This window comes from Psychroflexus longus (assembly GCF_020164595.1).
Taxonomy (GTDB): domain Bacteria; phylum Bacteroidota; class Bacteroidia; order Flavobacteriales; family Flavobacteriaceae; genus Psychroflexus; species Psychroflexus longus.
Map to the genome: position 1 here is coordinate 1 of NZ_JAIQZE010000011.1, position 18,961 is coordinate 18,961.

General features: G+C 33.2%; 15 protein-coding genes. 6 read left to right on the plus strand and 9 right to left on the minus strand.

All coding sequences use genetic code 11. The features are described 5' to 3' along the window. Nucleotides 1–154 precede the first annotated feature (154 nt). From LB452_RS10110 to tsaD, 6 genes are all read right to left on the minus strand, one after another. Nucleotides 155–1,351 carry an SAM-dependent methyltransferase gene (locus LB452_RS10110; protein WP_224461624.1) on the minus strand — a complete coding sequence of 399 codons (1,197 nt, stop codon included), beginning with the start codon at nt 1,349–1,351 and terminating at the stop codon, nt 155–157. Then, entirely contained in the window at nt 1,329–1,763 is a 435-nt protein-coding gene (locus LB452_RS10115) for a TrmH family RNA methyltransferase (protein ID WP_262903002.1), read from the minus strand. Before LB452_RS10115 ends, LB452_RS10110 begins: the two co-directional genes overlap by 23 nt. Before the next feature lie 68 nt (nt 1,764–1,831). Next, a complete protein-coding gene (locus LB452_RS10120) occupies nt 1,832–2,479 on the minus strand; it encodes a DUF4159 domain-containing protein (RefSeq protein ID WP_224461626.1) in 648 nt (215 codons plus the stop codon). Next, nucleotides 2,476–3,177 carry a 16S rRNA (uracil(1498)-N(3))-methyltransferase gene (locus LB452_RS10125; protein WP_224461627.1) on the minus strand — a complete coding sequence of 234 codons (702 nt, stop codon included), beginning with the start codon at nt 3,175–3,177 and terminating at the stop codon, nt 2,476–2,478. Before LB452_RS10125 ends, LB452_RS10120 begins: the two co-directional genes overlap by 4 nt. Continuing rightward, a complete protein-coding gene (locus LB452_RS10130) occupies nt 3,177–3,791 on the minus strand; it encodes a peptidylprolyl isomerase (protein ID WP_224461628.1) in 615 nt (204 codons plus the stop codon). Before LB452_RS10130 ends, LB452_RS10125 begins: the two co-directional genes overlap by 1 nt. A 10-nt stretch (nt 3,792–3,801) precedes the next feature. Next, nucleotides 3,802–4,827 (minus strand): tRNA (adenosine(37)-N6)-threonylcarbamoyltransferase complex transferase subunit TsaD, encoded by a 1,026-nt coding sequence (tsaD, locus tag LB452_RS10135; RefSeq protein WP_224461629.1) that lies wholly within the window; start codon nt 4,825–4,827, stop codon nt 3,802–3,804. Between the two features lie 171 nt (nt 4,828–4,998). Between tsaD and LB452_RS10140 the strand changes: the two genes are divergently transcribed. Beyond that, complete coding sequence (locus LB452_RS10140; RefSeq protein ID WP_224461630.1) at nt 4,999–9,384, plus strand: translocation/assembly module TamB domain-containing protein; 4,386 nt, start codon at nt 4,999–5,001, stop codon at nt 9,382–9,384. On the opposite strand, the gene LB452_RS10145 is transcribed toward LB452_RS10140, so the two are convergent. The 3 genes from LB452_RS10145 to LB452_RS10155 are packed head-to-tail and all read right to left on the minus strand — an operon-like array spanning nt 9,377 to nt 14,222. Further along, the gene (locus LB452_RS10145; RefSeq protein WP_224461631.1) at nt 9,377–11,101 is read right to left on the minus strand and encodes a sodium:solute symporter family protein; all 1,725 of its coding nucleotides are present in this window, start codon (nt 11,099–11,101) and stop codon (nt 9,377–9,379) included. The genes LB452_RS10140 and LB452_RS10145 overlap by 8 nt on opposite strands. A 5-nt stretch (nt 11,102–11,106) precedes the next feature. After that, nucleotides 11,107–11,490: a Rid family detoxifying hydrolase gene (locus LB452_RS10150; protein WP_224461632.1), complete on the minus strand. Its 384-nt coding sequence runs from the start codon at nt 11,488–11,490 to the stop codon at nt 11,107–11,109. Between the two features lie 5 nt (nt 11,491–11,495). After that, nucleotides 11,496–14,222, minus strand: coding sequence for a putative LPS assembly protein LptD (locus LB452_RS10155; protein WP_224461633.1), 2,727 nt, complete (start codon nt 14,220–14,222; stop codon nt 11,496–11,498). Between the two features lie 79 nt (nt 14,223–14,301). Between LB452_RS10155 and LB452_RS10160 the strand changes: the two genes are divergently transcribed. Genes LB452_RS10160 through LB452_RS10180 form a run of 5 tightly spaced genes read left to right on the plus strand, consistent with a single transcriptional unit; the run spans nt 14,302 to nt 18,957 of the window. Further along, the gene (locus LB452_RS10160; RefSeq protein ID WP_224461634.1) at nt 14,302–15,417 is read left to right on the plus strand and encodes an N-acetylmuramoyl-L-alanine amidase family protein; all 1,116 of its coding nucleotides are present in this window, start codon (nt 14,302–14,304) and stop codon (nt 15,415–15,417) included. 42 nt (nt 15,418–15,459) lie between these two features. Continuing rightward, complete coding sequence (locus LB452_RS10165; RefSeq protein ID WP_224461635.1) at nt 15,460–16,392, plus strand: MlaD family protein; 933 nt, start codon at nt 15,460–15,462, stop codon at nt 16,390–16,392. A 5-nt stretch (nt 16,393–16,397) separates the two neighbouring features. Further along, nucleotides 16,398–17,738 (plus strand): (Fe-S)-binding protein, encoded by a 1,341-nt coding sequence (locus tag LB452_RS10170; RefSeq protein ID WP_224461636.1) that lies wholly within the window; start codon nt 16,398–16,400, stop codon nt 17,736–17,738. A 2-nt stretch (nt 17,739–17,740) separates the two neighbouring features. Next, on the plus strand, nt 17,741–18,154 hold the full coding sequence (locus LB452_RS10175) for an LNS2 domain-containing protein (protein WP_224461637.1): 414 nt from the start codon (nt 17,741–17,743) through the stop codon (nt 18,152–18,154). 11 nt (nt 18,155–18,165) lie between these two features. Next, nucleotides 18,166–18,957 carry a (Fe-S)-binding protein gene (locus LB452_RS10180; RefSeq protein ID WP_224461638.1) on the plus strand — a complete coding sequence of 264 codons (792 nt, stop codon included), beginning with the start codon at nt 18,166–18,168 and terminating at the stop codon, nt 18,955–18,957. The last annotated feature ends 4 nt before the right edge of the window (nt 18,958–18,961 follow it).

Here is an 18,961-nt window from a genome sequence, read left to right on the forward strand (position 1 = left end):
ATGGTACTACATACCGTGGAAGAGTAGGTCGCCGCCTTCCTTATTTTAAAACCCTTCATTACAAACGTAATGAAGGGTTTTTTAGTTTATAATAAGTTAGTTATAACCAAAAAAATCTGCATAAATTTAATTATGCAGATTTTAATTTTGTAATCTAGAGCTTAGAAGCTTCAATTACTTTATATCCTTCAATAGTTTTTGTGAAGATTAAAAAATCTGTGTCTCCACCTATTTTACAATTCAATTTATTTTGAATTTGTGATGTTGTGAGTTTAAAATTTTTTGATATTAAATTTGTGAATTCATTTTTATATCTGTGTTTTAGTTTTTTAAAATTAACTGATTCAGAATTTTTAACAAGATATAGTTTACCAGGAAAACTATTAATTCTATTTTCAGAAGTATATAAATTTGTGTTGTTTTCAAGTTTCTTTAATTTATATTTTAAGGCAATATCATCATTCAACCCTGATTTCATTATACTAGAATTAAACTCATAAAGATATTCTTGGCAATCTTCTACGTTAATATTACTGTAAGTTTGATCTTTATCATACTTTGAAACAGAATATTTATTTTCTTCATCGTAATTATACATCTTTATAACCTTGGAGTTTTTTTCTCTCCAGTCTATAGACCAAAGTAATTCCTTAACGTCATTTTTTACAGATACAATATGTAATTCTTTTATCCCAAATAATTCTTTATATCCCATTTCAATATCATACATGGGAGACGTTTTGATCATAAGATTTCTACACTTGTCTTTAAATAAAGATTTATGATTTAAAATATTGGGGAGAGAATTTTCTAAAAGAAATACTTTCTGACCTTTATTTCTGCGAGACGGGTCTATATAAACCCAATCAAATATACTTTGTGTGTTTTGTAAATATTCAATTGAATCCTGATTAAAGCATGATATATTACGAACCTTTAAAAGTTTGAAATTGTGTTCAGCTATATTATAAAGGTCTTGATTTAATTCTACGTAAGTTACTTCGCCAATTTTCTTTGTAAAATAATAATCATCAATTCCGAAACCGCCAGTCAAATCAATGAGTGAAGATCCATGTACGACCTTTGCTTTATGTAACGCTGTTATTTCTGATGATGTTTGTTCTAAATTTACCTTAGGAGGATAAATAATCTTTTCATTTTTATACCAGGTGGGTAATTTTTTTCTAGCTTTTTTCTTTCCAACTATTTGGTTTATGAGAAGATCTATATCAATTGCCTTAAATGGACTTCCTTTTAATACCAAATCTGGAATTGGTGTGTGAAGATTATCATCTATAAATTTTAAAACTTCAGGATCATCTAATTTACTATACTCTTCTTCTAAGTTCATGCAGTGTAATTCCTAAGGTTTGAGAAACATTCATGCTTGAATTATTTCCATACATTTCGATGTGAAATACTTTATCAAGTCTCTGTAGTATTGGTTTTTTTATCCCAAATCTTTCATTTCCTAGAACAACTAAGACTTTATCGTTTACAGATTGGTTAATATTTACAATATTTTCACTATTACTGGTAATTTCTAAACCAATAATAATTCCTTCAAAGCCTTTGAATACTGTTTGAAAACTCTCATAAAACTCAACACTTAAACTTTTTTCAGTGGACCTTGAAGTTCTTTTAAACCTATTGCTGTCTAAGTCATTTTTATTCTCAAAATTTAACCAAATTGTATCCACATCAAAAGCTTCTGCATTTCTAAAAATACTTCCTAAGTTGGCAGGACTATCGATTTTGTCCATTAAGATGGAGATCTGGAGCTTTGACGAATTTTTAAAATTTACTTGTTGATGTGTCAGCTGTTTTTCTTTCATTTTGTAAAAGCATACTTAATGATATTGGCTCCCATTCTCAAAGCTTGAAGTCTAACTTCTTCCGGATCTCCATGAACAGAAGAATCTTCCCATCCATTCCCTAAGTCACTTTCATAAGTAAATAAAACCATGAGTCTTCCTTTATCGTCCTCAATGCCAAAGGCCTGAGCCAGTTTTCCGTCGTGTTCATGAATTTTAGGTAAGCCGTTCTCAAATTTGAATTCGTTGTTGAATATTGGATGATTAGCACTTAATTCAATAAGTTCACGGTTGGGAAATACATTTTTAATTGCTTGTCTAAAATATGGTTCTAACCCATAATTATCGTCAGCATGTAAAAAACCTCCAGAGAGTAGGTAATTTCTTAAATTTTTTGATGCTTCATCAGAGAAATAAATATTTCCATGACCTGTCAGATGAATAAATTGATAATTAAATAGTTCAGGGTCTTCAGGTTTTACCTCATTTGCATTAGAGGCTATTTTACTTCCAATTGTATTATTTACAAATTTAATAAGGTTAGGAAGAGAAGTGGGGTTACTATACCAATCGCCACCTCCATCATATTTTAGAAGCGCTATCTCTTGTGCACTCAAATTATTGATATTTACAACTAAGATGACAAAAAGAATAACTAACCTCATAAGGATTGAATCAAATTTACAGTATGACAAGCTACAATTCCAGCAGTTTCGGTCCTTAGTCTTGATTCTGAAAGCGATACAGCTTTGAAATCTTTAGTTAAGGCTAATTGAATTTCTTCTTGAGAAAAATCACCTTCTGGCCCGATCATGATCAAATTATTATCACCTATGACTTTAGAAAGATTATCCTTAGGTCCATCTTCGCAATGCGCTATAAACTTATTGTGTTTAGTTTCATAATTAATAAAATCTGAGAACAATGTCAATTTATTTAATTTAGGTAGAAATGTATTTAAAGATTGTTTCATGGCAGCCTGGAGAACCTTTTCATATCGTTCCTGCTTAATTACTCTACGTTCACTATGTTCACAAAGAAGGGGTGTAATTTCTTGAATTCCAATTTCAGTTGACTTCTCAAGAAACCACTCAAATCTATCATTCGCTTTGGTTGGTGCGATTGCAATGTGAAGATAATTATCTGCTGGGGCTTTTTCTTCAAATTTTACAACTTCAACTTCGCACTTTTTTGGATGATTACTTTTGAGAACTCCCTTTGCAAGTAATCCAGAACCGTTGGTAATTGCAATCTCCTCACCAATATTTTTTCTGAGTACTTTTGAAATATGTCTACTCTCTTCAGAATTAATACTTATGAGTTTTGAAGAAGAATCAAAGTTTGGCTCGTAGAAAAGTTGCATTATTCTATTGTTTCTAAAACTAATATTTCTTCAATAAGTTGTGGTGAATAACTTTTCAATATAAGATAATACCATCCTTGGTTTTCCAAATCAACCTTGAATGTTTCATTCGCAGCCCTGATACTTGATAAGGCTGCATTTTTAAAATCTTCAGGAACACTGCTTTTTTTAAACCAACCAGAATCTCCCCCCTTGTTTTTACTCATGTCCATTGAGTATTGCTGAGCTAGTCGCTCAAATTTCTGTGTTTCACTCATCATTAAAATGCGATCTCTCAATCTATCCATTTCTTCATAAGTCATCTTATCACCATCAAAATAAATATAATTGATCCTAAAGTGCTCTATATTTTTCTTCTTTATAACTTTAAGTTTCTTTTTCTCTCGACCCTTCAGGGTTATACTTTTGCCTTCACCTAATTCAAAAAGCTTATTAGCAAGATTAGAATTGTGTTTTTCTGCATTAAAAATAGATAAATTTCCCTCTGATTTTAATTCTAAAATTTCTTCTTTAGAATAACCAAAATCTGCATATGGATCCTCATTATGTCTGAATAAATTAGTTTGAGAATGAAGTTGAAAACTTATAAGTATTAAAAGTAAAACTGATTTCATAAGATATGGGTTAGATAGCGTATCTAGCTTTTGAAGCTGTTGCTAAATCTGTAAATTGATTTTTCTGAAACTTTAGATATCCCACTATTCCAATCATAGCTGCATTATCTGTGCAATATTCAAATTTAGGGATGAAGACATTCCAGCCAGCTGAATCTTTTTTTTCTAAAAGTGCATTTCTTATTCCAGAATTAGCGGAAACTCCTCCACCAATGGCAATTTGATTGATGCCTGTTTCTTTGACAGCTTTTGTAAGTTTTGTCATCAATATATCGATAACTTTTCTTTGAAAAGAAGCACAGAGATCTTCAATATTTTCAGAAATAAATTCAGGGTTTTCTTTAGTTTGTTTTTGAAGAAAATAAAGAACCGAAGTTTTTAAACCACTAAAGCTAAAGTCTAAACCTTTTACCTTGGGTTTTGCAAATTCAAACTTTGAGGGATTACCAAGTTTTGATAATTTATCGATTTCCGGACCTGCAGGGTAGGGAAGCTTAATCATTTTCCCGCATTTATCAAACGCTTCTCCAATAGCATCATCGAGGGTTTCTCCAATTACTTCCATTTCAAAATAATCCTTGACTTTTACAATTTGAGTATGACCACCACTTATAGTTACTCCAAGAAAAGGAAACTTTGGAACATCAGTTTTTTCATCATTGATAAAATGAGCAAGTAAATGCGCTTGCATATGATTGACTTCTATTAACGGAATTCCTAGTGCAAGACTCAGAGATTTTGCAAACGAGCTGCCAACGAGTAGCGAACCCATGAGACCAGGTCCTCGTGTATAGGCAATAGCAGACAAATCATTTTTACTAATATCTGCTTTTTTTAAAGCCTGATCAATCACAGGTACAATATGTTGTTGGTGTGCTCTGGAAGCAAGCTCTGGAACCACCCCGCCATATTCTTTGTGAACCTGCTGAGTTGCCACAATATTACTTAAAACTTTGTCGTTACATAATACAGCAGCTGAAGTGTCATCACAAGAAGATTCAATTCCTAAAATGTAAATATTTTTCGCAATTTCCATCAATTAAATTTAAATCTTTATACCCCTAGCAAATCTAAATAAATTTGTGGCTTCATTGAAAGCATTTAGGATTAGTATTTGATATATCTTTGAAAAAAATATAATAATAGAGTGCTCAAATCCCTTTGGAATTTCTTAAAAAAAACTGTTACAGCTGTAATATTAATACTATTGCTAATTGTACTTGTTTTTTTGATTCCTCAGGTACAGACTTATTACGGAAACAAACTCACAAAAAGCTTCAATGAAACTTACGATACAGATTTAAATGTAAGTAGACTAAGTATAAACTATAAAGGGAATATTGTTTTAGATAACTTACTTCTTAGAGATGATTATGAAGATACAATCATCTATGCAAAATCCCTTTCAACTTCTTTAATAAACTTGGCAAATCTATCTGGAAAAAATCTTCATTTCTCCAATACAGAAATTGATCAACTCAAATTTAAATTGAAACAGTATCAAAATGAAAGATATGATGAGTTTACTAAGTTTCTTGATAAACTGAATGATACAACTACAACTTCTGATCAGTCTTTTCAACTTAAGATAAATAGAGTTCTGGCTTACAAAAGTGATTTTAGTATCATCAATCAAAAAATAAGTCAAGACCCCACTTTTTTTATCAGGGATTTAGATTTTAATTTATCAAACTTCAAGTTATTAGGACCAGACCTCGATTTCAATCTCAGAAGGATGTCAGGAATCTTAAAGCAAGGGATAATAGTCGAGGATTTCAAAACTAGATTTTCTTATAGTCCAAGTCGAATGCATCTTGAAGATCTAAGTTTAGAAACTCCTTATTCCAAAATAGAGGGTGAAATCGAATTTGATTACAATCGTGAAGATCTTAAGGATTTCTTTGATAAGGTAAATGTTAATGCTAAATTCAATAACTCATTGGTATCGAGTACAGACTTACGACGATTTTATGATGGATTTGGGTATTCTCAAGAGCTCAATATTACTGGTGTGGCTTCTGGTCAATTAAATAATCTTGAATTAAAAGCATTGGACATTACAGGAGTTCAGGATACCAAACTCGATGCCGAATTAAAACTTGTGAACTCATTTAGTGATTCTCCTTTTAGCATGAAAGGCTCTTCGATGAATATTTCCACTACCTATGAAGACCTTATATCACTATTTCCAGATGACCTGAAGGAAAACTTACCAATCTATTTCAAGCAATTCGGTTTGACAAATCTCAAAGGCAGAATTGAATTATCCAACGACGAATTGTTTACTGTTCTTGATGTCAAATCAAAACTCGGTAAAACATCATTAAATTTAAATTTTGAAAACTACCAAAGTCCAGATGTGGTAAAATATGCAGGATTTCTGGATGTAGTCAAATTTGATTTGGCCTCTTTTTTAGGAATAAAGACTTTAGGAAAAACAACCTTTAACTTTAATGTCAATGGGTCTGGATTCACGAAATCTTCGCTTAACACTTTAGCAGAAGGGACCATAAATTCTATTGAAGTAAATGGATATGAATACAAAAACATCAGACTTAATGGTAATTTGAAAGCTCCATATTTTAATGGAAGATTAGAAAGTCTGGATCCAAACTTTCTTTTTTCTTTTGATGGTCTTTTGGACGCTTCAAAAAAAGAAAATATATACAATTTTAGTGCTGATATTGATTACGCCGACCTGGCAAAACTAAATATTGTAAAACGTGATACTGTGGCAGATTTTCAAGGTAAGTTGAGAGTCGACCTTAAGGGAAATTCATTGGATGAGTTGAAGGGTAAACTCAGCTTCAATTCATTTGAATATGAGAACACGAGCGAGAAATACAGGTTTGAAGACCTTATTGTCCAATCCTCCTTTGAAAAAGACAAACAGACCATAAGTATTGACAGTCCAGATGTGATTAGTGGTAAATTGGAGGGTGAGTTTAAACTAACCTCGTTACCACAACTTTTTTCTGATGCTGTTGAAAATTTATACTTCAGAAGTAAAAAGGATTCAAAAAGCAAAAATCAGTTTGTTGATTTTGATCTCAATATTTATAATAAAATTGTGGAAGTATTCTTTCCAGAGATTGAAGTTGCTCCAAAAACTTATATAAGAGGTAGTATTGATGCAGATGCAAATAATTTATCATTGAATTTCAGATCACCTCATTTGGAGGTTTATGGGAATACGCTAGATAATATTAACATACAGATAGATACAGAAAATCCACTTTATAACTCATATGTCGAAATTGAAAGTATTATCACTTCGTTTTATAACATTTCAGATTTTAATATGATTAATGTAAATCTGAAAGACACATTATTTGTGAGAACTGAATTTAAGGGTGGCAAGTTGCAGAAAGACAATTTTAATTTAAGCATTTATCAAACCTTGGATAGTGATGATAAATCTACATTTGGATTCAAGCGTTCAAGTATTGTTTACAATGACAATTTGTGGTTTATCAATAGAGATTCCAATAGAAGTAATAAAGTTGAAATCGAGCGAGGTTTTCAGAATTTCAATGTAGACTCCCTGAAAGTTTCAAGTGGAAATCAATCGATATTTTTTGATGGTATTCTGAGGGATTCAACATTTAAAGATTTAAAACTTACATTCAATAATGTAGAGCTAGCTGATGTAGTTCCTAAACAAGATAGTATCAATTTTGCAGGAGTTCTGGATGGAAGATTAGATATTTTCCAAAAAAACAATTTATATGCTCCAAATCTTGACATCATAATTGATGATTTTGTGTTCAATGAAATTAAATATGGTCAGTTTTCTTTGGAAGCAGATGGTAACAAGGATTTGAGTTCATTTGATTTACTTTCCGAATTAAAACTTGATGAAGACTTACTATTTAAAGCTGATGGTTCAATATTTTCCATAGAAAATGATCAATATTTTGATGTTGACGTTATTGTTAATGAGTTTGATCTTAGCTCAATGAGTGTATTTGGTGAAGATGTTATTTCCAAAATCCGTGGATTTGCTTCAGGCAAAGTTGATGTCACTGGTAAACTTAACAATCCATACTTAAATGGAGAATTAGTATTGAATGAAGCGGGATTAAAAGTCCCTTATTTAAATATTGATTTTGATTTTGATAAAAATTCAAAAATTAGGTTCGATGATAAAGAATTTGTTTTCGATAATATTGGTGTTACAGACGTCAAATACAATACTCAAGGTCTGTTAAACGGAAGAATAAGCAACCAAAATTTCAGTGAGTGGTTTTTAGATCTAAATTTAAGTTCAAATAATCTTGTGGCTCTAGATACTGAATTTGAAGAAGGTGATCTTTATTATGGTACTGCTTTTATTGATGGATCAGCTTCGATTACAGGACCTACAGACGAGATAGAAATCAATGTGAATGCGATAACTCAAAAAAATACTGTTTTTAAAATACCCTTGGATGATTCTGAATCTTTAGGCGACAATTCATTTATTTATTTTTTAAGCCTGGAAGACAAGCTTTCCAAAGAAGCAGGCAGAAAAATAGAGTTGAAAGAGGTAAAAGGTCTGAGTCTAAACTTTGATCTCGATATCACTCGAGATGCCGAAGTGGAAATAGTAGTAGACCCAGCTAGTGGTAGTAGCTTGAAAGGAAGAGGAGCTGGGACACTTTTAATAGAAATCAATACCAATGGGAAATTCAACATGTACGGAGACTTCGTTGCCTACGAAGGTGAGTATAATTTCAAATATTCAGGTTTGGTACAGAAACGATTTGAAGTTGTTCCAGGATCGAATTTGACTTGGAATGGGGACCCTGTGAGAGCAAATATAGATGTACAGGCAAAATATATAACTGAAGCAAATCCGGCGATTTTACTCGAAAATCCTTCAGTCAACCGTGAGATTCCAGTGGAAGTTCTCATTAATTTAACTGGACAGATCATTCAACCTGATATCGAGTTCAGTTTAAATTACCCTAATTTGTCTTCAGTGGTGAAAAGTGAGTTAGAATATCGTGTTCAAGGCCGGGAAAATACTGAACTTCAGGCTTTATCGTTGGTAACTCAAGGAACTTTTTACAGTCAGGCAGGTCTAGGACAAAATGCAATTACAGGCAACTTGATAGAAAGAGCTTCCGGAATAGTAGATGATATAATTTCTAAAGAGGATAATAAATTTAAACTCGGTTTGAATTATCAACAAAACGACAGAAGTCTTACTCAAAATAATATTGCAGATAGAGTTGGACTTTCTATCAAAACCAAAATAAGCGATCGGGTCCTAATCAACGGTAGGTTTGGAGTTCCAGTGGGTGGAGTTACAGAGTCAGTTGTGTTTGGTGATGTGGAGATAAATTTTCTTCTGAATGAAACGGGTAGTTTAAGAGCAAATGTGTTTAACAGAGAAAGTGACATTCAGTTTATAGGAGAAGAACTTGGGTATACGCAGGGAATTGGCTTGACTTACACTGTAGATTTCAACAACTTCAAAGAGTTGATTAATAAAATAATGGATAAGGAATTCACTAAAGTAAAGAAACAAGACAAAAAAGATCAAAATGATAAAACAATTGAATTGCCATCTTACATCAACTTCCCCTCAAATAGAGGAGCTAATTAATAATTTTTTTCCAAAAATAAATTATAACAGCTATAGAAATAAAGCAGATTGAGGCTGATAATATAAAAAGAGTCATCTCATTATAAATAAGATATCCCGTAGCAAACAATGCTGAATATACTCCTGCGACTCCTGCTATAAATCCGATTATTTTATACTTAAATCCATCAAATTTTTGACCGTTATCAAATACTTTCTTTTCAAAAGAATCTATGGTTTCTTTTGGTGATGGTTTGGTTAATAAGGTAACTCCTACCCAAATACAAGTAGTTATTAATACACCAAATACAAGTTCAATATGAGATTCTAATTGCCAAATCCCGTAGGTTTTTCCTACAAAAAATATAACAGCGATAATAAAGGAAGAGAGCATCGCCGCGATTTCACTATATGGATTTATTTTGTACCAAAACCATCTCAATATAAAAAGAAGGCCAGTGCCAGCACCGATTTGGAGTAATAAATCAAAAGCCTCTTTTGCCTCCTCGAGAACTAAAGCAAGTAGAGCAGCAAAAATCATCATGAACAAGGTGGAAAGCCTACCAACTAAGACTTTATTGCTTTCGGAAGCCTTTGGTCTTAAAAACCTTACGTAAAAGTCATTTACAACATAACTACTTCCCCAATTGAGATGTGTTGAAATCGTACTCATAAATGCTGCAATCAAAGAAGTAACAACAAGGCCAAGAAGTCCAGCTGGAAGATAGGATAACATAGCAGCATAGGCTAAATCATTTTTAATAAAATCTTCATTCAAATCTGGAAATGCAAGAGCTAGACTTTGCAAATCTGGAAATAATACAATAGAAGCCAAACCTATAATTATCCACGGCCATGGTCTTATAGCATAATGAACAACTGTGAAAAGAAGTGTTGCAAGGGTTGCATGTTTTGTGTTTTTGGCAGCTAGCATGCGCTGGACAATGTATCCGCCACCTCCTGGTTCGGCACCAGGATACCAGACGCTCCACCATTGGACGGCTAAGGGTACAACTAAAATTGGAATAAAAATTTTGGGATTTGAAAAATCTGGAAAAATCGAACTTTTCTCATTCACCTCAGGAACCGCAAGTAATTCTTGTAAACCACCAATTTCAGGCATTTCTACGATATAGATAGTTGCCCAAATGCTACCAGTAATAGCAATTGCAAACTGTATAAAATCAGTAAGAATAACACCCTTCAATCCTCCAAGCATTGAATATAGCACAGTCACTGAACATGAAATTACCAAAGATTCAACTGCAGAAAAGTTGAACATCACATGACCAATTTTAATAGCAGCGAGGCAAACGGTCGCCATAATAACTATATTAAAGAATACTCCTAAATATATAGCTCTAAACCCTCTTAAAAAGGCAGCACTTTTACCGCTGTAGCGGAGTTCATAAAACTCAAGGTCTGTTGATATTTCACTTTTTCTCCAGAGTTTAGAATAAAAAAATACGGTAAGCATTCCTGTAAGCAGAAAACTCCACCAGACCCAATTGCCATAAACCCCATCATTTCTTACTATTCCTGCTACAAGCCCTGGGGTGTCTGCAGCAAAGGTTGTAGCCACCATAGATATACCAAGCAACCACCAAGACATATTCCGTCCGGATAGAAAGAAATTCTTTGCATTTTTTCCACTAGACCTGGAAGCATAGACACCAATCCCTAGGCTTATTGCAAAAAAGGCGATGATGATAACCCAGTCAATGAAGCTTAGTAGCATATAATTTATCCTTGGAAGGCAATAAGGCTTATCTCAACATTAGCATCTTTTGGCAATCTTGCTACCTGAACAGTTTCTCTGGCTGGAGCTGTACTTTCATCAAAGTATGATCCGTAAACTTCATTGATCTTCGAAAAATCATCCATATCAGAAATAAAGATGCTTGTCTTTATGACATCAGAAAAGTCCAACTTAGCTTCATTTAAAATGGCCCTTAAACTTGTCATGACACGCTTCGTCTCTTCCTCTATGGAGTCAAATTCGGTTTTTCCTGTTTCTGGATTAATTGCAATTTGCCCAGAGGTATAGAGAAATCCATTTATGCTAACAGCTTGATTATAAGGTCCAATTGGAGCAGCTGCGTGTTTCGTTTTAATTATTTCTTTCATAATGATTAATTTAAAGTTCTATCCCTTTCTCTGTTCTTATCGTATTTCACATCTTGTAATATATTGGACTTAATTCCTATGAAGAAAAACCATGATTTTCTTATTCCAAAAGGTGTCCAGTTAAAACTCATCTGCCAACTCTTCAAGTCTTTAGCAAACCGAAGTTGTGTAAATGAAAATCCTTTATTTTTAATATCATAACCAGATGACACCCCCACCTTCCATGTGGGAGATAATTCTACATCTCCCGAAAACATCAGAGAATGGGAACTTATCTCGTTTTCTCTTGCTTGGTTAGAATAGGTCATTGTGTAAGATAAATTTAAATTCCAGGGTATGGCATAATTATAAAATTCATTTTCATCACTTTTGGACTCTTTATTATTGGGTCGTCGATTCATCATTTCACTCGTTCCGAAAAGATCATCCGGGCGTCCACCATTTCGATAGCTTTCAGAATCAAATTCTTCATCATCTTCGTCTCCATCATCGTCATCATCACCTTTTTGAAAGTCCTTATTTGAAAATGAATAGCTAAAACTTAAGTTACCTCTCGTAAGTCTAAATAAACTTCCTCCGTTATCAATATTTAGAGTGTTTATTCTACGATTGTTACTGTTTAGAGCATACATATCCAACGACCCTAAGAAGTTGACTGCCAGCTTATCTTTCACTACAGGTAATGTCCCTCTCACAGATACAGGACTTAAATTTAATGAATCAACTGCAAAATTATAATTTGTACTAAAGCTTAAATTACTTAAAAGACTTCTCTTTTCGAAGCGGTCATCGCCTGTAAGTGTTGAGTCCTTTTTCTTCACTTTAGCTTCAAAATCATTTGTGACATTGAAGGACATACTACTGGTAAAATTGTTTCCTGGAGCACCATTTAGTGTTCCTTCAAACCTTGAATATTCTACAACTTCATCTTCAAGTCCAGCAATTCCTGTTCTAGTATATTCATCGTAATATTGATTAAAGGCTGGCCCTATGTTGTAAGATACAGAAGGTCTTATCACATGACGGATGGCTTTAATATTACTTTTATCGCCAAAATCGAACATTCCGTAGACAGTAGTTCCCACCGAAGTTGAAAAATCGTATGTTCTGTAAGAGTCAAACCCATTTATTGTGTCCCTTTCTACTTGACCTATCTGCTCATCAAATCTCTGCTCGAAGGTCTTAAGAGTCCAGACTTCGTTAAAATTTGCACTTGTGCTCACACTAAAATGATCAAATATTTTAAAATTTGTTGAAATTGGGATTGTATGTCTTGCTCCTGAATTCGCATTTTCAAACATTTCTGGGCGAAAGAATAATGAGTCTGTTGTAGTAATTCTGTTTTCTGCTCTTACGTTGTACTGAAGGTTAATATTTTGAATAGCACCTTGCTTAGTTCCTGTTTTTGGCTCAAAGGGGAAAATCCTCCCAATGCTAAATTGTAAGGTGGGTAGAGTAAGGTTGATAACCTCCGTATTGGTATTTTGATTATGTGTCGCAGAAATATTCAAATTCATACCTAGTTCTCCTTCAAACGTTTTTGAATAGGAAATAGATGAATTTAATGTATTATTTAAAAAATTACCTGTGTTATTCTGATTTACAGACTGCTGATAGTAATCGCTAGATCCTAAATTTACTGAAGCCGAAAATCTTGATGATGGGTTAGCCTTTTGGTCTTGGTTATGACTCCAACGCAAATTATATATTGTCGTTTCACTAAAATTTGGAAATCCCCGTTCTTCGATTAATAACTTCTCATACCTAAAAGCTACGTTTCCATTAAAACGATACCTCGTATTGTAGTTACTTTCCAGGCGAACACCGTAACTTCCATTGGTATAATAATCTCCCTGTACTGCTAAATCAGCATAATCACTTATTGCAAAATAGTATCCACCATTCTGTAAAAAGAAGCCTCTATTTATATTTTCACCATAGGAAGGAATAATAAAACCAGACGATTGTTTTTCTGTCAATGGAAAGTATCCAAAAGGCAAACCTAGGGGAGTTGGAACATCTGCTATATACATATTGACAAAACCCGTAACAATTTTGCTATCAGGAACAAATTTTATTTTTCTAGCAAAAAAATAGTAATTTGCGTCATCAACATCTTCCGCGGTGGTGAATTTTGCATTAGCTAAATAATAAATGGAATCGTTTTGTCTCTTTGAAATTTCCCCTTTTACCTTAAAGCCACCCTGTTCTGTCCTCGAATTAAAAACCAAAGCTTTCTGTGAATCAAAATTAAAAATCAAACTATCGGGCTCAACTAAGTTATTACCTTGTTTGAAAGTAGGTTTTTGAGTGTAAGTCCCTGTAGAATCAATAATTCCTGCTGCAAAGACTTCTTTGGTTGAATTATCCATAACGATTCTTCCGGCGTTGATGATCATGTCACCATATTCTACAACGGCTTCGTTATAGAGATACATTTTATTTTCTTTTTTAGATAATCTCTTGTAGTCTTTGGCAAAAGCGTCTACAATATCAGTTAAAGTTTCTCGCTTTCTAGCTGTTTGATTAGGAGATATGGTGTCGCCAATTATATATTTTATTCTCTGAGTTATGGAATCGGCCTTATTATTGATTAAGTAACCAAGATCAGTTTTTTTAGATTCTTTTTCTTGTCCATAAAGGCCGAAATTCAAAAGAAATACAATAAAAAAAAGTATGTAAAGTAAGTTTGTACGCAAAGCTTTTAGTACTATTTTTGTAAAAGTGGCCATTATTAAGAAGTCCCAAAATTACATTTTATTTTTATGCTTCCTAAAAAAGTTTCAAATAACATCCACAATTATAAAATCCATGTTTAGACCTAACTTTAGTCTCCAATTATTATTGTTTTTATTCATTTTTAATTCGAGTGTAAATTTGACTTACGCTCAATCTGCTTCTAAAAAATTTATAGTGGTTTTGGACGCTGGACATGGTGGTAAAGATGCAGGCAACACTGGTAATAATTATTTTGAAAAAGATATAGCACTCAAGATTGTTCTTAAGGTTGGGGAGCAGCTTAAGAAATATGAAGACCTAGAGGTAATTTATACAAGAGATAAAGATGTGTTTATTCCATTGGACAAAAGGGCTGAAATTGCAAATATGGCTAATGCTGATCTGTTTGTGTCAATACATTGTAATGGTGTAAATAATAGTGCTCCATCAGGCACAGAAACTTTTGTTTTAGGTTTACATAGAAACAAGGACAATTTGGAAATTGCAATGAAAGAGAATTCAGTAATAAAGTTTGAAGATGATTATCAAATAAAATACGATGGTTTTGATCCCGAGTCACCTGAATCTTATATTGGATTTTCAATCATGCAAGAAGAATTTTTGGATCAAAGTGCTTTGCTTGCCGATTTTGTTCAGAAGCAATTTTCAAGCACAATGAATTTAAAAAATAGAGGTGTAAAGCAAGCAGGATTTCTAGTATTGAGAGAAACTTATATGCCAAGTGTTTTGATCGAAACTGGATTTTTGACCAATAAAGCTGAGGGCGCCTTTTTAAATTCTGTTACCGGTCAAACTAAACTTGCAGATGCAATTGTCGACGGTATCAATAATTATAAAAACATTATTAATGTAAAAGCTTTAGAGGCAGAGCTTAGCGAATACAAAGTAAACTCTAGCGATGTCATGGAAGATTTTTCTACAGTGAAATTTAAAATTCAATTAGCTGCAAGTTCAAGAAAAATTGATCCAAGTCCAGAAAATTTTAAAAAACTGTCGCCAATATCAAGATATCAAGAAAATGACTTGTTCAAATATCTATTTGGAGAAACAAATAATTACATGAGTGCACAAACCTTAAGAGATAGAGCTAAAGCAGAGGGTTATACATCTGCATTTATTGTTGCTTTCAATTCTGTAGGTGAAAAAATTTCAATAAAAGAAGCGCTCAATACAAGAGTTAACAACTAGTTTTCATTAAAGTTTACTACATTTGAAACAAAACATTATCCTTTGAAAAAAGAAGTAAAAGTTGGCATTTTAGCCATTGTTGCAGTAGCCTTATTTATTTTTGGTTACAATTTCCTTAAAGGAAATAACTTATTTAATACATCACGAACTTTTTATGCGGTTTATGATAATGTCGAAGGTCTAAACCAATCAGCACCAGTTACTATCAATGGATATCAAGTAGGCTCAGTTACCAAAATTGATTTTATCGAATCTGGTGAATTATTGGTTACAATGAATATGAGCGACAATTTCACTTTTCCTAAAGAAAGTGTTGCCAAAATTTATGGAGGAGGACTGATAGGCGGAAAATCGATGAAAATTGAGCTAGGGGAAGACTTCAGTAATTTTGCAAAATCTGGTGATACTTTGCCATCTGCTGTTGAAGAAGGTTTAATAGAACTAGTAAACGAGAAACTAACACCATTGAAGGATAAAATTTCTCATGCTGTTGTAGAAATCGATACCTTACTTGGATCAATTAATTATATTCTGGATGCACAAACAAGAAATAATTTAAAAGAATCTATAAAGAGTCTTAATGGAACCTTGGCTTCACTAAACTCATCTTCTTCCAAAATGGAAGGCATATTAGATACAAATAGAGATAAAATAAACCTGTCTATAGATAAATTCACTCAGACTGCAGATAATCTTTCAAAGATTACAGATTCTTTATCCCAAATTGAGTTTAAAAGTATCGCTCATAATGCAGATAAAACACTGTTAAACCTGAATGAAATTTCAAGCAAATTGAACAGCGGGGAAGGAAGTTTAGGTAAATTACTGAATGATGATCAACTTTATCAAAATATTGAAAACGCTACAAAAGAGATGGAAGAGCTTATGAGAGATTTAAAATTAAATCCTAAGCGTTATGTTCATTTTTCAGTATTTGGTAAAAAAAATAAAGAGTATAACAACCCTGAAGATTAAAAAAAATGCTAGAATATTTACCACAGATTTTATTTATAATAGTTTTAGTTGGAGCTGTTTTATTTTTCATTAAAAACGTTTCTTCGCTAAAAAGGAATATCAATTTAGGTAAGGAAATTGATCAATCTGACAGAAAAGATCAAAGGTTTAAGAAAATGATGAGGGTGGCTTTGGGTCAGTCCAAAATGGTTGCAAGACCTATCGCCGGAATTTTACATATCATCGTCTACGTGGGATTTATAATCATAAACATCGAAGTGCTTGAAATCATGATTGACGGTATTGCTGGAACTCATAGAATTTTCGGATTTCTTGGACCTGTTTACGATTTTTTGATTAGTAGTTTTGAAATCTTAGCATTCCTTGTACTTGTAAGTGTTATCCTGTTTTGGATAAGAAGAAACATGATGAACATTAAAAGGTTTATGTCTAAAGAATTAAAAGGGTGGCCTAAAAATGATGCGAATTATATTCTTTATTTTGAGGTCGTGTTAATGGTACTTTTCCTAACCATGAATGCTACAGACTATCAGTTACAACTACTCGGTGCATCTCATTATGCCAGTGAAGCTGGTATTACAGGTTCATTTCCTATTAGTCAATATTTGCTACCGCTTTTTGATGGGATGAGTGTAGAATCACTTGTAATCGTTGAGAGAACAGCTTGGTGGCTTCATATTGTTGGAATTCTAATTTTTCTGAATTATTTATATTATTCAAAACACCTTCATATTTTACTTGCTTTTCCAAACGTATATTTTTCAAGACTTGATGATTTAGGAAAATTCAAAAATCTTGATGCTGTCACTAAAGAAGTGAAAATGATGATGGATCCAGATGCAGATCCGTATGCTGAACCAGAAGGAGGTGATGACGATATACCTGAGAAATTCGGAGCTAGTGATGTTCAAGATCTTAATTGGTTCCAATTATTAAGCGCTTATACATGTACAGAATGTGGACGTTGTACTTCAGAATGTCCAGCTAACCAAACTGGTAAAAAATTATCTCCCAGGAAAATAATGATGGACACCAGAGATCGATTAGAGGAGGTTGGTCAAAAATTAAATAATAAAGAAGAAGTTACAGCAGATAATCAGCTTCTAGATAATTATATTAGTCGTGAAGAGCTATGGGCATGTACAACTTGTAATGCATGCGTTGATGCCTGTCCTATAGGAATAGATCCATTGTCTATCATAATGGACATGAGACAATATCTCGTAATGGAAGAAAGTGCAGCTCCTGTAGAACTAAATAATGCAATGTCCAATATTGAAAATAATTCTGCACCATGGCCTTACAACCAGCAGGATAGATTGGATTGGGCAAAAGAAGAAGCTTAATCATGTCACAAAAACAGCAAGATTCAAAAGGCAAAACAATTAGTCCAAGTTTACCTGATGGTGTAAAAAACTATTTAATTGATATTGATGGAACAATCACAGACGATGTCCCAAATGAAGAACCGGAAAGAATGGCGACCTGTGAGCCTTTTCCAGACGCATTGAAAACTGTGAACAAATGGTATGGTGATGGACATCAAATTTGCTTTTTTACATCCAGAGTTGAGGAGCACAGAAAAGTTACCGAAGATTGGCTAAATAAACATGGTTTCAAATACCATAGTCTATTAATGGGGAAACCTAGAGGTGGTAATTACCATTGGATAGATAACCATATTGTAAAAGCTACAAGATATAAAGGTCAGTTTACTGATCTAGTCGACAAAAAGGAGACAATTCAAGTATTTAAAGAATAAAAGAGATAATAATGAGTGATAGTTTAAACGTGCCTACGATGGCATCATATTTAGCAGAAGGAAAGCAACCTGAAGTCCTATTTTGGGTAGGCTGTGCTGGTAGTTTTGATGATAGAGCTAAAAAAATAACCAAGGCCTTTGTAAAGATTTTAAATAATACAAATGTCGACTTTGCAGTACTTGGAACAGAAGAAGGCTGCACCGGAGATCCCGCAAAGAGAGCCGGTAATGAATTTTTGTTTCAAATGCAAGCCATGACAAACATTGAAGTTTTGAATGGATACGAGGTAAAGAAAATTGTGACAGCTTGTCCTCATTGTTTCAACACAATTAAAAACGAATATCCATCTTTGGGTGGAAACTACGAAGTCGTTCATCACACTCAATTTTTAAAGCAATTATTGAATGAAGGACGACTTAAAGTTGAAGGTGGGAAATTTAAGGGTAAAAGAATCACCTATCACGATCCTTGCTATCTTGGAAGAGCAAATGGAGAATATGAAGCTCCAAGAGATTTACTTCGAAAACTTGAAGTAGAACTTGTTGAAATGAAATCCTGTAAATCTAAAGGTTTATGTTGTGGTGCAGGCGGTGCCCAGATGTTCAAAGACGCAGAGAAAGGTGATAAAGAAGTCAACATTCATAGAACTGAACAGGCTGTTGATGTCAAGCCAGATGTTATTGCTGCAGGATGTCCATTTTGTAACACAATGATGACAGATGGAGTTAAAAACAAAGAAAAGCAAGATGATATTGCAGTTTTGGATGTTGTTGAAATGATTGCAAACGCAGAAGATTTATAAAATA